The following is a 14,440-nucleotide window of genomic DNA, read 5'->3' as shown; positions in this document are numbered from 1 at the left end:
ATCAATTGCTGCTTAATTTAAAAACATTGTTAACTCACTATTAATTATTAAATTAAATAAATAATTCAGTTGATCTGCTGATTTTTGTTTATATAATGCGCGCAAACCATCCGTTCATATTATGTACTATTTAAAGGTAAACCATGAAAAAACAATTAGTGATGCTTTCTCTTGCATGTATCTCATTTGGCTCATTAGCAAGCAACCCGCACTACTTTTCAGCTGATAACCGTATTGAATCAAAGTTATGTAGCTTAAGTGCGAACGAAGGGTTTACCGCTGCACGTAAAGAAGCAGCAAAGCATGGCATTTCAATGTCACGTTTTTCAAAAAGCATTTTATGTAACGGCACTGACATCCGTGAAATTGCTAAAAAAGCACAATCACAAGAAGCAGCAAAAGCAGCTGTTGAAGTGTTTGCTAAAAATGAGCAAAAAGAAACTCAACTTTGCATCACTGCACTTAAAAAAGGTTTAACACCTGTGCGTGAAAAAATTGGTAACTTAAATACGTTAAAATGTAATGGCGAAGCAGTAACAGACTTCGTTAAGCGTTACCAAAACGCAGCTATCTAATAGCGGCATTTTTGTTATTTGTAAAAAGCGCTCTTCGGAGCGCTTTTTTTATGAAAAAATTACAGTACCCTATGAAAAGCTTGCTAAATCATAGGCTTAACCCCAACTTAACCAGGCTGTAAGTGCTTGATTTTAGCCAATAAGGCATTTTGGCATTCAATTTGTAACAGTCGAAGTGAATCTAATCGACTACAAGGAAATGTCTTATGAACAAGTTAACTTTAGCATCAACAATTTTAGCAGCTTTAAGCCTTTCAGCATGTTCTGCAAGTAACTCGTTAGCAAAAATCGACAGCGATTTTGGCAGCCTAGATAATGACAATGACGGTTATATCTCTAAGGTAGAAGCTGACGATGATGCAATTTGGGATCATTTTTCAAATATCGATACCAATATGGATGAGCAAATCAGCCGTACTGAATTTAATGCATACATGCAATTAAATACGGGCAAGGTAGCAACTGATAGTGAGGTATCTGAATCAGCATTTAAAGCTGAAATCGCTAAATTTGACCCAATCGAAAATGACTTTAAATCGTTAGATAACGACAAAAATGGTTATGTTTCTATTGAAGAAGCCGATGACGACGATATCGCAAATCACTTTGGCTATATGGATAGCAACAAAGATAAGCGTGTAAGCCGCACTGAGTTTGTTAATTACATTAGCAAATATGGTAGCGACGTTGCCGAAGATGATGCCCTTGAAATGGTTAAAAATAGCTAATTTCAACATTCATTCATAAATATCCCCCAAAGCCAGTGTTTTACGCTGGCTTTTTTACAATAATTTTTCCAACCTTGGCCGACTTCTGTCATAATAGAGCGTTAGTGATTTAAAATGACCTTTAGTAGCGATGGCCACAAAACGTATCAGTGATGAACAGTTAGTCGAAATCATAGAAGCCGCGATTTTTGTTGCTGGAAAACCTGTGTCTAAACGTCATTTAAAAGAGACAGTATTAGCTGATTTAAGCGTTTCTATGCCGCGCATTAATAATGCAATTGAACAAATTCAAACGCATTATCAAACCCGAGGCATTAAGCTTGTTGCAGTAGGCAGCGGTTACAGGTTTCAAGCCTGCGCTAGTTTAGCGCCTTGGCTGGCAAACTTATGGCAAGAGCGCGCACCTAAATACTCACGAGCACTACTAGAAACTTTATCCTTGATTGCCTATAGACAACCCATTACCCGTGGTGAAATTGAACAAGTGCGGGGGGTCGCTGTTGGCTCAGGAATAATTAAAACCTTATTAGAAAGAGAGTGGGTTAGAGTTGTTGGCCACAAAGAGGTGCCAGGGCGCCCAGCGTTATATGCCACAACATCCGCTTTCTTAGATTATTTTTCATTAGCTGGTTTAGATGAATTACCGCCGTTACCTGAACTTCAGGAGAGTAAAATCAACCAGTTATTGAGCGATCCTTCTGTGAGAGAACTATCTGAATGAGTAATGTAGAAACTGAAAAGTTACAAAAAGTATTAGCCCGTGCTGGCGTGGGTTCACGTCGTGAAATGGAAAAATACATCGATGCTAATCGTGTGAGCGTGAATGGTAAAGTGGCACGTTTAGGCGACCGTGTTGAAGCAACCGATGTAATTCGAGTTGACGGTCACGTAGTGAAAATCGAAGACAAAGCCGACCGTATTTGTCGTGTACTTATGTATAACAAGCCAGAAGGCGAGTTATGTACACGTAAAGACCCTGAAGGTCGTCGTACGGTATTTGATCGTCTACCACGTGTTGATGGCGAACGTTGGATTGCAGTTGGCCGACTAGATATTAATACCGCTGGTTTAATGCTGTTTACTAACGATGGTGAACTTGCTAACCGTTTAATGCACCCAAGCTACGAAGTAGAGCGTGAGTACTCAGCTCGCGTGTTTGGTGAAGTGACTAACGAAACGCTACGCACTTTAACAAAAGGCGTTGAGCTTGAGGATGGTCCTGCAAAATTCTTAAACATCAAACCTATGGGTGGTGAAGGTATCAACCGTTGGTTCAATGTCACTTTAACAGAAGGTCGTAACCGCGAAGTACGTCGTTTATGGCAATCACAAGATGTTGAAGTATCGCGTCTTATCCGTATTCGTTACGGTAAGTTAGAGCTTGATAAGCGCTTGCCACAAGGTGGTTGGGCTGAGCTTGATTTAGACACGGTTAACTATTTACGTAAAACAGTACAACTAGGCCGCGAAACGCAAACTAAGCTGTCGGTTATTCCTGAAAAGCGTAAAGACAAGCGCGCTAAAATTAACCAAATCCGTAAGGCGGTTAAAAAGCACAATCAACGCGCTAAACAAACTAAGCGTCGTTAAAAACTATTTTCAAACTTGTTTGCAAGTAGAACACTTCACACTTGCAAACAGGCATAAAAAAAAGCAGCGATATCGCTGCTTTTTTTGTTTCACAACGCTAATTAAGCATTTTCAACAGCTGTACGTGGGTCAACATATTCCATGTTGAAAGCTTCAGCTACTTCTTTATAAGTAACTTTACCTTTGATCACGTTTAAGCCTTTTAAGAAGTTTGCATCGTCAAGAAGCGCTTTCTTGTAGCCTTTGTTAGCAAGGTTGATGATGAATGGTAATGTGGCGTTGTTAAGTGCAAACGTAGAAGTACGTGGAACAGCACCTGGCATGTTAGCAACACAGTAGTGAACAACGTCATCAACGATGTAAGTAGGATCAGCGTGAGTAGTTGCTTTAGAAGTTGCGATACAACCACCTTGGTCGATTGCAACGTCAACGATTGCAGAACCAGGCTTCATTGCTTTGATGTGCTCAGCTGTCACTAGTTTAGGCGCCGCTGCACCTGGGATTAGTACGCCACCGATCACAAGGTCAGCTTCTAGTACGTGTTTTTCTAGTGCGTCAGCAGTAGAGTAGATAGCTTTAACTTTATTACCGAACTGTGCGTCTAATGCACGTAGTACGTCGATGTTACGGTCAAGAACAACAACGTCAGCACCTAGGCCAACAGCCATTTGCGCTGCGCTACGACCAACCATGCCGCCGCCGATAACAACAACTTTAGCAGGCTCAACACCTGGTACACCACCAAGTAACATACCACGGCCGTGGTTTGATTTTTCAAGCGCTTGTGCACCAGCTTGGATAGACATACGACCAGCAACTTCACTCATAGGAGCAAGAAGAGGTAAACCGCCACGTGAATCAGTTACTGTTTCGTAAGCGATACACACTGCGCCACTTTTAACTAGGTCTTCAGTTTGTGGAAGATCCGGTGCTAAGTGAAGGTAAGTAAATAGAATTTGGTCTTCGCGTAACATTGCACGCTCAACAGCTTGTGGCTCTTTTACTTTAACGATCATTTCAGCTTTAGCAAAAACGTCTGCTGCTGTTGGTAAAATTTCAGCACCAGCTGCAACATAATCTTCGTTAGTGAAGCCAATGCCCATACCAGCATCAGTTTCAACAAACACTTGGTGGCCATGGTTTACTAGTTCACGAACACTCGCAGGAACCATACCTACACGGTATTCATGGTTTTTGATTTCTTTAGGTACACCAATAATCATAGTTTTTCGCCTTAATAGAACGGGATAAAATTTTTGACTATTATATTCATGACCAGCCAGTGTGTCTCACCTTTTTTAAGTGTTATTCTAGTGATATAATCTAAAAATACATTTTAAACAGTGCAAAACTCTGGTTTGGCTTATGCATCAATTACTCGACAGAATAGACCGTAAAATTTTAATGGAATTACAGCTCGATGGTCGGATCTCTAACGTAGAGCTGGCAAGGCGTGTAGGGCTAAGTGCCACCCCTTGTTTGGAGCGGGTAAAAAAGCTCGAAAGAGAGGGGTATATACTCGGATATAAAGCAGTAGTGGATCCTGCTAAACTTGGCCAAGGTTTGTCGGTTTATGTAGAAGTAACCATCACTAAAACCTCACCAGATGTTTTCGAAGAGTTTAATGCTGCAGTTAAAAAGCACGACGAAATAATCGAGTGCCATCTCGTATCGGGTAATTTCGACTTTTTATTAAAAACACGTGTAAATGATATGTCGGAATATCGCAATGTACTGGGTGATATTCTACTAAAACTACCAAATGTCAGTGAAAGCCGAACTTATGTGGTAATGGAAGAAGTAAAAGGTGAAGAAGGGGTCATTATTCGCCCATATATTGCCTAAACTGTTAAAATACATATTGAGTAACAAAAACTTGTTCATTATCAGTCCATCAAGGCTAAGATAAAGTGCATCAAACGGCATTTCCTGCTAAGGTATTTCACTGCTAATCGATCAGTAAAGAATAATAAGGAATAGGGAGCTATGCGCCTAAATGGTGTTCAAAGACTGTTAGAAACGGGGCTAATCATCAGCACCTTTGCTGCAGTATTTATTTTATGTGCATTAATCAGTTTTGATCCTGCGGACCCTTCATGGTCGCAAACCGGTGAATTTGTTAATGTTAAGAATATTACCGGCACAGCGGGAGCTTGGGTTGCAGATATCCTATTACTCACTTTTGGCTGGCTTGCTTATTTAGTGCCTGTTGCTATTCAATTGTTCGGTTATTTATTGTTTAAACAGCCACACCGTATTTTCCAGCTTGATTACACCACGCTTGCCTTACGTGTTATTGGTTTTGCGCTGTTTATTACTTCAGCAACTGCCATCAGCAGCATAAATTTTGATGATATTTATAACTTCTCATCTGGTGGGGTAGTGGGAGATGTTATTGCGACAGCAATGATGCCTACCTTTAATTTTACCGGCACCTCCATTTTACTACTGTGTTTTTTCTTTGCTGGTTTAACCCTATTAACCGGTATTTCGTGGGTGCAATTTGTCGATTTTGTCGGCAAGTGGGTGATGAAAGCATTCTACTTTTTACGTGAGCAATTTTCTGCTTGGCTACATCGTGAAAAAGAAGCTGTTAAAGATATCGCCACTACAGAGCCTGACGCTAACTTTGTAGAGCCAGAAAACGAGCCAGCAATTAGCTTTAATGATGCGGATGAAGAAGAACCAAAGCCTGTTAAGCCTAAGCAAAAGCCTGCTGAAAAAGCCGATGATGACTTTAAAGGCTTTGATGAACTAGACGATATTCTTGACCAAGAAATTGGTTTTAGTGCCCTTGATGATGAATCATTCGATACCGTATCGGCACTGAATGCGCTTGATCAGAGCCCAGTTGTTGAGCCAGAAAAACCTGTCACAACGGTTGTTTCGCCTGCGCGCCCTATGCCTAAGCCAAAGCCTGCATACGAGCCGCCGCCAACGGCAAAAGAAAAGTTTGAAGCTTTGCTTGAAGAGCAGCCGCCTACAAACCCGTTACCATCACTTGATTTATTAGACCGCCCAGATAAAGCGAAAAACCCATTATCTCAAGAAGAGCTTGATGGTATTTCGCGTCTAGTTGAAACCAAATTACTTGATTTTAACATTCAAGCTGCGGTTGTGGGTGTTTACCCAGGTCCGGTTGTAACGCGTTTTGAGCTTGATTTAGCGCCGGGTATTAAAGTAGCTAAAATCACTGGCCTAGCGAAAGATTTAGCACGTTCACTGTCTGCTGTAAGCGTACGTGTGGTAGAAGTTATTCCGGGTAAAACCTATGTAGGTTTAGAACTACCAAACAAACACCGTGAAATAGTGCGTTTAAGCGAAGTTATTAATGCGCCTAAGTTCGAATCAAATCCATCACCACTGACTATGGTGTTAGGTAAAGACATTGCTGGCGAGCCGGTATGCGCTGACCTTGGCAAAATGCCACATTTACTTGTTGCGGGTACCACAGGTTCAGGTAAGTCAGTGGGCGTTAATGTAATGATATTAAGCTTACTGTACAAATCGGGCCCTGATGATGTTCGTATGATCATGATCGACCCGAAAATGCTTGAACTTTCTGTGTACGAAGGCATCCCACATTTATTATGTGAAGTTGTTACCGACATGAAAGAAGCAGCCAATGCATTGCGTTGGTGTGTAGGCGAAATGGAACGTCGTTATAAGCTGATGTCGGCACTTGGTGTGCGTAATTTAAAAGGTTACAACCAAAAAGTGTTGGATGCCAAAGAAGCGGGTCAACCGATTCTAGATCCACTCTTTAAAGACACCGACGGTATGGCCGATGGCCCTGAAGAGCTAGATAAACTACCAAGTATTGTGGTGGTTATTGACGAATTTGCCGACATGATGATGATCGTGGGTAAAAAAGTGGAAGAGCTGATTGCACGTATCGCGCAAAAAGCCCGTGCTGCAGGTATTCACTTAGTGCTAGCAACACAGCGCCCATCGGTTGACGTAATTACCGGTTTGATTAAAGCGAATATTCCAACCCGTATGGCGTTCCAAGTTTCAAGTAAAATTGACTCGCGTACCATTTTAGATCAGCAAGGTGCTGAAAACTTACTTGGTATGGGTGACATGCTTTACTTACCGCCGGGTACCAGTGTACCAGTGCGTGTGCATGGCGCGTTTGTTGACGACCACGAAGTACATGCGGTTGTAGACGATTGGAAAAAACGTGGCAAACCAAATTATATTGATGAAATTTTAAGTGGCGATGCCACAGAAGAAATTTTACTACCAGGAGAAACCAGTGAAGACGGTGATGAAGAGTCAGATCCGCTTTACGATGAAGCAGTATCATTTGTAATTGAAACCGGCAAAGTGTCGGTATCGAGTGTACAGCGTAAGCTTCGTGTAGGTTATAACCGCGCAGCACGCTTAGTTGAACAAATGGAAACATCAGGCATTGTTAGCGCACCAGGACACAACGGTGCCCGCGAAGTCTTAGTGCCAAATGGTGGAGCAAATTAATGAAAAAAATTAAATACCTAGCCCTAATTATGGGTTGTTTATTAAGCGGTCAAAGTTTTGCAGACGACAGCGAAGCGTTGCAACAACAACTGGCTGCGATTAAAAGTTTTAAAGCAGAGTTTTCACAGCAGGTTACCGATTCGCAAGGCGAAGCTATTATGCAAGGTGAGGGGAATATAGCCCTTCAGCAACCTATGATGATTCGCTGGCAACAGCAAAGCCCAGACGATACCTTGTTTGTATCAAATGGCGACAAAACGTATTACTTCGACAGCTTTGCTGAGCAAGTAACGATTATGAATACCCACAGCCTGATTGATTCAACTCCGTTTGTATTGTTGACTTCAAAAGATCCAGAGCAATGGGCTAAATACCAAGTTGTGGCAACCGATGCAGGTTTCAGCGTCACGCCAAATAAAGGCGTTGAGAGCCAAGTTGAAAAGTTAGACATTCGCTTTAATGCTCAAGAGCAAGGTCTAGCATCACTGACAGTATTAGATACCTCTGGTCAACAGTCTTTATTTACCTTTAAAGATGCTAAAGTAAACGAAGCACTTGCAACTCAAACCTTTGAGTTTACTATTCCTGAAGGCGTTGAAGTTGACGACCAAAGTCAAGGTGATTAAGGCTTGAGTAATCTCGGATTTAATTTTGGTCCTGATGTGCGCCCACTTGCGGCGCGCATGCGACCCGAAACACTCAATGACTACATAGGTCAGCAGCACCTTTTAAGCCCCGATAAACCTCTTTACCAAGCGATTCTTGCAGGTCGATGCCACAGCCTCATTTTGTGGGGGCCGCCAGGCGTTGGTAAAACCACCTTAGCGCAGATTATTGCAAATCATGCCGACGCCAGTCTTATTCAAATGTCGGCAGTCACAGCGGGTGTAAAAGACATTCGTGAGGCCGTAAGCGAAGCAAAAGCAAACCTTGCCGGGCGAGGGCAACGAACCTTATTGTTTGTTGACGAAGTGCATCGCTTTAATAAATCTCAGCAAGATGCATTTTTACCACATATTGAAGACGGTACTTTTATTTTTGTTGGCGCGACCACCGAAAACCCATCATTTGCACTTAATAACGCGATACTGTCTCGTGCCCGTGTATATGTATTAAAAGCACTTGAACAAGCCGATTTATTTAACGTAATTGAACGCGCCTTACGTGAAGACGTAGAGCTCAGCCAAAAAAATATAGACATTGCCGATAATGCTAAACAAGCGCTTTGCCAAGCAAGTGATGGCGATGCACGTAAAGTACTTAACCTGTTAGAGCAAGCGGTTGATTTAACCACGGAGCAGCAGGGTAAATACCTTGTTGATCAACATGTTTTAAGCCAAGTTCTACCAACTCACTTAGCCAAGTACGACAAAGGCGGCGATGAGTTTTACGACTTGATTTCAGCGTTTCATAAGTCTGTACGGGGTAGTTCACCTGATGGCGCTTTATATTGGTACTGCCGTATTTTAGCAGGGGGCGGCGACCCGCTTTATGTGGCTAGGCGTTTATTAGCGATTGCTACAGAAGATATTGGCAATGCCGATCCGCGAGCAATGGAAGTGGCACTCAACGCGTGGGATATTTTTCAACGTGTTGGCCCCAGTGAAGGTGAGCGCGCTATTGCACAAGCCACCATTTATTTAGCCAGTGCTCCGAAAAGTAACGCTGTGTATATGGCGTTTAATCAAGCTATGCAAGATGCTAAAAATGAGCCGAGCCATCCGGTGCCAGAGCATCTACGCAATGCACCAACTAGCTTAATGAAAGATTTGGGTTATGGCGCTGAATATCGTTATGCACACAATGAAGAAGGTGCGTTTGCAGCAGGCGAAAAGTATTTTCCTGAGGCAATTCATGATCGCCAGTATTACTTTCCAACCGATCGCGGGCTTGAACAAAAAATAAAACAAAAGCTGGACTATTTAACTCAGCGTAACGAGCAAAGTGATATTAAACGTTATGAATAGTTTGAAACTTTACATGATGATTGCAATGGGTGGCGCTTCAGGGGCATGTTTACGCTATTTTCTTAGCGAAACCATGCTAAAACTGCTCGGTAGGGGATTCCCTTTTGGCACGTTGACAGTTAATATTCTTGGTTCATTGTTAATGGGCATTTTATACGGCTTGATTGAAAAAGAAATAATCGCTGTTAGCCCCGCTAAAACCTTAATTGGTATTGGCTTTTTAGGTGCATTGACCACCTTTTCAACATTCTCAATGGATTCGTTGTTGCTCTTGCAACAAGGTCACTTTTTTAAAATGGCCCTCAATATCACCTTAAACGTGGTGGTGTGTATATTTATGGCTTGGCTGGGCCTTCAGCTGGTAATGCAAAAAGGTTAAAAATCGAACATGTTAGATTCTAAATATTTACGTCAAGATATCGAACAAGCGGCTGCACGTTTAGCATCACGCGGTTACGAACTTGATACTGCAGCGGTAACTGCACTTGAAGAAAAACGCAAAACATTACAAGTAAAAACGCAAGAACTTCAAAGCGAGCGTAATGCAAGTTCCAAAGCTATAGGCCAAGCAAAAGCGAAAGGCGAGCACGAAAAAGCACAACAGCTGCTTGATTCAGTGAGTAATCTTGGTGATCAACTAGACAGCGTTAAAGCAGAGCAAGACGCAGTACTTGAAGAGCTTAAGCAAATTGCACTTGCTATTCCAAACTTACCTGATGAGTCAGTACCAGTAGGTGAAGACGAAGATCAAAACGTTGAAATCTCAACCTGGGGTACGCCTAAGTCGTATGACTTTGAAGTAAAAGATCACGTTGATGTTGGTCAAGACGTAAACGGCCTAGACTTTGAAATGGGCGTTAAAATCAGTGGCGCGCGTTTTACTGTTATGCGCGGTCAAGTTGCACGTATGCACCGTGCTCTTACGCAGTTCATGCTTGATACGCACACAGAGCAAAACGGCTATACAGAAATGTATGTGCCTTACCTTGTTAATAGCGCAAGCTTATACGGCACTAGCCAATTACCTAAGTTTGCCGGTGACTTATTCCACACCTTAGGTTTAGTGGATGACGATGGTCAGCAACAACCAGGTTTTAGCTTAATCCCTACAGCTGAAGTACCACTTACGAACAGTGCTCGTGACGAAATTTACGACGAAAGCGACTTACCAATTCGTTTAACCGCACATACACCTTGTTTCCGTAGTGAAGCAGGTAGCTATGGCCGTGATACACGTGGTCTTATTCGTCAGCACCAATTCGACAAAGTTGAATTAGTACAACTAGTAAAACCAGAAGATTCAATGCAAGCGCTAGAAGAGCTAACAGGTCACGCTGAGCAAATCTTACAAGCATTAGAACTTCCATACCGTAAAGTAATTTTATGTACGGGTGATATGGGCTTTGGCGCAGCTAAAACTTACGATTTAGAAGTATGGTTACCTGCACAAAACACCTATCGTGAAATTTCATCATGTTCAAACATGGTTGATTTCCAAGCACGTCGTATGCAAGCGCGTTTCCGTCGTCAAGGTGAGAAAAAGCCAGAGCTACTTCATACATTAAATGGTTCAGGTTTAGCAGTTGGTCGTACACTGGTAGCAATTTTAGAGAACTACCAACAAGCTGATGGCTCAATTGTTGTACCAGAAGTATTACGCCCTTACATGGGTGGCTTAGAAGTTATTAAATAATTATATTGATATTGAGTTTAAAGGCCGCATCGGGAAACCTTGCGGCCTTTTTGTTGCCTAAAATCTATTAAAATATAAAGTGGATCTAAACCTGAACAATTAACGTATTCAATGCATTAAGTTAATAGTGTGAAGCAATATGAGTAATAAACAAAAGTCTGTGCCAACATCACGATTTTCACGCGCTGCTCGGCTTGGCTCTTTAGCTGGTAAAGTCGCAGGTAATATGTTGTTTGAAGGCACAAAAGCTTGGGCGACGGGCAAGCAAACATCACGACAAGAGTTACTGTTACAGCCAAAAAATATTCAGCGCTTTGCAGAGCAGCTTGCAAATCTGCGTGGGGCTGCAATGAAATTGGGGCAGCTGTTATCCATGGATAGTGGTGAATTACTCACTCCTGAGCTATCTGCAATTTTAGCAAGGCTGCGTGCAGAAGCGACAGCTATGCCGCAAAAGCAGCTAGTTAAAGTAATGCGTGAGCATTGGGGCGATGCGTGGCTAGAACAATTATCGCACTTTGAACTCAGACCATTTGCTGCGGCATCAATAGGACAAGTGCATATTGCTTATCGAGAATCGGGCGAAAAGTTAGCAGTTAAAGTGCAATACCCAGGTATTGCAAAAGGCATCGCCAGTGATGTTGATAACTTAGCTTACCTTCTGAAGCTCAGTGGCTTATTACCCAAAGAGGTAGAAATACAGCCTCTAATCGATGAAGCTAAACAACAGCTTATAAACGAAGCTGACTATGAATTAGAAGCTAATTATTTAAAACGCTACAGCGAGTGTTTAAAGGGTGATGACAATTACCTTATTCCAAATGTGGTAGATGCGCTTAGCTCTTCTCAAGTTTTAGTCATGAGTTTTGTTGAAGGGCAAGAACTCGATGCACTGGCAACCACTGAGCAAGCGCTACGAAATAAAGCGGTTGAACAGCTACTAAGCCTATTCTTACGTGAATTATTTAGCTTTAAACTAGTTCAAACAGATCCAAACTTTGCCAACTATCAATATCAAATCGACAATCAACGCCTAGTGCTTTTAGATTTTGGCGCTACCCGCGAACTACCTCAGCATATTAGTGATGGTTATTTAAAATTATTATCTTCCGCGATTAGTAACGACAGAGCAGGCGTTGCAACAGCAGCACAGCAAATTGGCTATTTTCAACAAGGGCTTGCTCAAGAGTATATAGATAATGTCGTCGATATATTTTTACTCGCCTGCGAGCCCCTGCGCTACCAAGGTGAGTATGATTTTGCAAATAGCGACTTACCAAAACGCATTAAAGAGCTCGGCCTCAAAATGAGCACTGACTCAGAGCATTGGCACGCACCACCCGTAGATGCCTTGTTCGTTCACAGAAAACTAGCAGGGCTCTTTTTAATCGCTGCAAAGCTAGGTGCAAAAGTGAATGTGGGTAGTATTTTTAAATGGTTTGGATTACCGTAGTTCAAATATAACGTGAATAAGCAAAGGGTGATACGTAATTTCATAAAGAGCTATTCACAAAACTCTGCTCATCAAGTTCCGTAAGGTAAGTTTTTTAATCAATTTTTAGGTTCAATGTATATATATCTTGCTTAACTGTGTCTTTGGTGAACAGTCTATTGACCATTAAAACTAAATTATTCCAAAGAAACTACTCATCATTAGTCTCGGAACAAAATTAACTCTAAGTTTGTAATGATATTCTCACATCATTTTGACTCTGAGTTCGTTATTTGTATTAATTCTCTGACAAATTCTACAATTTCATTACCCCATATTTCGTTATGACCAGGAATCAAATTATCCACAACAAAAACACTCATATAAGGATTATTTGCTAATGTTTTATTGTAAGACTCGAGTTCGACATTATTTGTTATTGGAATAATTCCATCATCGTTTCTTTGGTTTTTTAACCAAGATTCTTGACTGGTAAGATTTTTATTATCCTTGGTTAGTGTGGATGTACGCTTTTGCAACTTATGAGTGCTATATGCTGCATGATGGCCTATTGCGAGCATATCTGCCCGCCATTGATTTACAGCATATTCGTCATTACGATCATAAGGTGTTATACAGCGCGTAGCGAATTGTTCTTCATGATTTTCCAAAAGTGTATATGGAAGTCTACCAATCTGAAATGTAATACCAACGGCTTTATCTTGTTTAGAAGCTAGTACCATCAACTTTGGAAGCTGTGTTTCTGGATAAGGTAGGCAATTATATTGAGATAACTCAAATAAACTTTGATATTGCAATGATTCAAAAGCTGGGTTCATTAGTAAAACTAAATCTCCAAACCCATCGACCTCATTTGTTGTACCAAAAGGGCGGCTCTGGGTGAATCGATTAGCCAAAACACCCTTCAATGCGGAATACAATGCAGCGCCACCAAAACTGTGACCAATTGTAACCATTTTGTTTTGAGCGTTTCGAATAGGATAGCCTTTAACTGCATCTTCGATTTCTAGGAGAGTTGACGTCATCCCATTTTGTCCAACTTCATGAGCAGTGCTTTTCCTATTCCAAAATGTTAAAAAGTCTAAAGGACCTTTTATAACTCTACCTCGCCATCCTAAATAAACTCCTATTATCTCATGATCAGTAAAATAGTCTGCTGCTTTGTATAATAACTCCTCTCGAAACCTAAAAATATCTCTGTCTTCTGGATCGCCTTCGGAGTTATGATGCCATCCATGAATGAAGGTTAGTAAAAGCACTGGTTTACCACTTTTTCCAGCTTGTTCCACTCTGTTACGGATTTGGTTCATCACAAAGTTTTTTTTATCTCGACCTTGGATGAAGCCTTGATCATCAAATTCAATAAAACCCAAGTGGTATTTTGAGTTTTCGGTTTTTTGTCTAGTGAAACCTGAATCAGAGCAATCATTTCTGTTTTGATAATCGCAGACTTTTTTAAAATCACTACGATGACCCTTATTCGTAACACATCCGGTTATGATTGCAGATGAAAGCAAGATAAAGATAATATTTTTCAGCACCATCGTATTTTCCTTAATTCAATTTATAACTTTCCTAACTCATAAGAACGGAATATTTATAATTTAATTATCCAATTATTTATAATGTAGTATCTGACTTGTAATTATGCCACTAGGATAGAATCATATTTTTTAAATTATAAATATATAAAAGCGAGAGGTCTCGACTTTTAATCCTTCTAAGGAGCCTGTTTAGATTTGTAAGGGAGGGTTTTTACGTTTTTATAATTTTAGTTATATATACTAACTATTGATTCCTTCTAATAGTAAGTTTTAATAAAATTAATGATTAATAGCCACAGGTGTTTTTAGTCTATGCTAATTGAGCTATAGGAGTCATGTCTATTGTCGATGAATTCTGGATTGTTGTAGCAAGATTGTGAAAGACACGAATTGAATTACACAATGTTAATG

At 41.0% G+C, this 14,440-nt stretch carries 13 protein-coding genes; 11 read left to right on the top strand and 2 right to left on the bottom strand.

The annotated features are described in order from the left end of the window. Nucleotides 1-143: 143 nt before the first annotated feature. The 4 genes from AN213_RS11825 (at nt 144) to rluB (ending at nt 2,893) form a co-directional block, all read left to right on the top strand. Nucleotides 144-575 carry a hypothetical protein gene (locus AN213_RS11825; protein WP_054561271.1) on the top strand — a complete coding sequence of 144 codons (432 nt, stop codon included), beginning with the start codon at nt 144-146 and terminating at the stop codon, nt 573-575. A 206-nt stretch (nt 576-781) separates the two neighbouring features. After that, the gene (locus AN213_RS11820; protein ID WP_054561272.1) at nt 782-1,303 is read left to right on the top strand and encodes an EF-hand domain-containing protein; all 522 of its coding nucleotides are present in this window, start codon (nt 782-784) and stop codon (nt 1,301-1,303) included. A gap of 130 nt (nt 1,304-1,433) precedes the next feature. Next, on the top strand, nt 1,434-2,024 hold the full coding sequence (scpB, locus tag AN213_RS11815; protein ID WP_054552968.1) for an SMC-Scp complex subunit ScpB: 591 nt from the start codon (nt 1,434-1,436) through the stop codon (nt 2,022-2,024). Next, on the top strand, nt 2,021-2,893 hold the full coding sequence (gene rluB, locus AN213_RS11810; protein WP_055198703.1) for a 23S rRNA pseudouridine(2605) synthase RluB: 873 nt from the start codon (nt 2,021-2,023) through the stop codon (nt 2,891-2,893). The genes scpB and rluB overlap by 4 nt, the downstream gene beginning before the upstream one ends. A 101-nt stretch (nt 2,894-2,994) precedes the next feature. Here rluB and ald read toward each other — a convergent pair whose 3' ends face one another. Further along, a complete protein-coding gene (gene ald, locus AN213_RS11805) occupies nt 2,995-4,116 on the bottom strand; it encodes an alanine dehydrogenase (protein ID WP_054561274.1) in 1,122 nt (373 codons plus the stop codon). Between the two features lie 142 nt (nt 4,117-4,258). Here ald and lrp point away from each other — a divergent pair, with 142 nt between their 5' ends. The 7 genes from lrp to AN213_RS11770 all read left to right on the top strand — a co-directional run bounded on the left by lrp (nt 4,259) and on the right by AN213_RS11770 (nt 12,485). Next, nucleotides 4,259-4,738, top strand: a complete 480-nt coding sequence (gene lrp, locus AN213_RS11800) for a leucine-responsive transcriptional regulator Lrp (protein ID WP_054552971.1) — start codon at nt 4,259-4,261, stop codon at nt 4,736-4,738. A gap of 141 nt (nt 4,739-4,879) precedes the next feature. Beyond that, entirely contained in the window at nt 4,880-7,372 is a 2,493-nt protein-coding gene (locus tag AN213_RS11795; RefSeq protein ID WP_055198702.1) for a DNA translocase FtsK, read from the top strand. Then, the gene (lolA, locus tag AN213_RS11790) at nt 7,372-7,998 is read left to right on the top strand and encodes an outer membrane lipoprotein chaperone LolA (RefSeq protein ID WP_054561276.1); all 627 of its coding nucleotides are present in this window, start codon (nt 7,372-7,374) and stop codon (nt 7,996-7,998) included. The genes AN213_RS11795 and lolA overlap by 1 nt, the downstream gene beginning before the upstream one ends. Nucleotides 7,999-8,001: 3 nt before the next feature. Further along, entirely contained in the window at nt 8,002-9,339 is a 1,338-nt protein-coding gene (locus tag AN213_RS11785) for a replication-associated recombination protein A (protein WP_055198701.1), read from the top strand. Next, the gene (gene crcB, locus AN213_RS11780; RefSeq protein WP_082389253.1) at nt 9,332-9,718 is read left to right on the top strand and encodes a fluoride efflux transporter CrcB; all 387 of its coding nucleotides are present in this window, start codon (nt 9,332-9,334) and stop codon (nt 9,716-9,718) included. Before AN213_RS11785 ends, crcB begins: the two co-directional genes overlap by 8 nt. 9 nt (nt 9,719-9,727) lie before the next feature. Beyond that, nucleotides 9,728-11,032 carry a serine--tRNA ligase gene (gene serS / locus AN213_RS11775; protein WP_054552975.1) on the top strand — a complete coding sequence of 435 codons (1,305 nt, stop codon included), beginning with the start codon at nt 9,728-9,730 and terminating at the stop codon, nt 11,030-11,032. A gap of 139 nt (nt 11,033-11,171) precedes the next feature. After that, nucleotides 11,172-12,485: an AarF/ABC1/UbiB kinase family protein gene (locus AN213_RS11770; RefSeq protein ID WP_055198700.1), complete on the top strand. Its 1,314-nt coding sequence runs from the start codon at nt 11,172-11,174 to the stop codon at nt 12,483-12,485. A gap of 248 nt (nt 12,486-12,733) precedes the next feature. Here the strand turns inward: AN213_RS11770 and AN213_RS11765 are convergent, their stop codons facing one another. After that, a complete protein-coding gene (locus AN213_RS11765) occupies nt 12,734-14,029 on the bottom strand; it encodes a hypothetical protein (protein ID WP_055198699.1) in 1,296 nt (431 codons plus the stop codon). Between the last annotated feature and the right edge of the window lie 411 nt (nt 14,030-14,440).

Origin of the sequence: Pseudoalteromonas sp. P1-8 (assembly GCF_001399985.1) — a bacterium.
GTDB lineage: Bacteria > Pseudomonadota > Gammaproteobacteria > Enterobacterales > Alteromonadaceae > Pseudoalteromonas.
This window is presented reverse-complemented; position numbering and strand designations above follow the sequence as displayed.

Coding starts and splice junctions, on each gene's coding strand:
- AN213_RS11825 (WP_054561271.1), top strand. CDS start 144: ATGAAAAAACAATTAGTGATGCTTTCTCTTGCATGTATCTCATTTGGC.
- AN213_RS11820 (WP_054561272.1), top strand. CDS start 782: ATGAACAAGTTAACTTTAGCATCAACAATTTTAGCAGCTTTAAGCCTT.
- scpB (WP_054552968.1), top strand. CDS start 1,434: ATGGCCACAAAACGTATCAGTGATGAACAGTTAGTCGAAATCATAGAA.
- rluB (WP_055198703.1), top strand. CDS start 2,021: ATGAGTAATGTAGAAACTGAAAAGTTACAAAAAGTATTAGCCCGTGCT.
- ald (WP_054561274.1), bottom strand. CDS start 4,116: ATGATTATTGGTGTACCTAAAGAAATCAAAAACCATGAATACCGTGTA.
- lrp (WP_054552971.1), top strand. CDS start 4,259: ATGCATCAATTACTCGACAGAATAGACCGTAAAATTTTAATGGAATTA.
- AN213_RS11795 (WP_055198702.1), top strand. CDS start 4,880: ATGCGCCTAAATGGTGTTCAAAGACTGTTAGAAACGGGGCTAATCATC.
- lolA (WP_054561276.1), top strand. CDS start 7,372: ATGAAAAAAATTAAATACCTAGCCCTAATTATGGGTTGTTTATTAAGC.
- crcB (WP_082389253.1), top strand. CDS start 9,332: ATGAATAGTTTGAAACTTTACATGATGATTGCAATGGGTGGCGCTTCA.
- serS (WP_054552975.1), top strand. CDS start 9,728: ATGTTAGATTCTAAATATTTACGTCAAGATATCGAACAAGCGGCTGCA.
- AN213_RS11770 (WP_055198700.1), top strand. CDS start 11,172: ATGAGTAATAAACAAAAGTCTGTGCCAACATCACGATTTTCACGCGCT.
- AN213_RS11765 (WP_055198699.1), bottom strand. CDS start 14,029: ATGGTGCTGAAAAATATTATCTTTATCTTGCTTTCATCTGCAATCATA.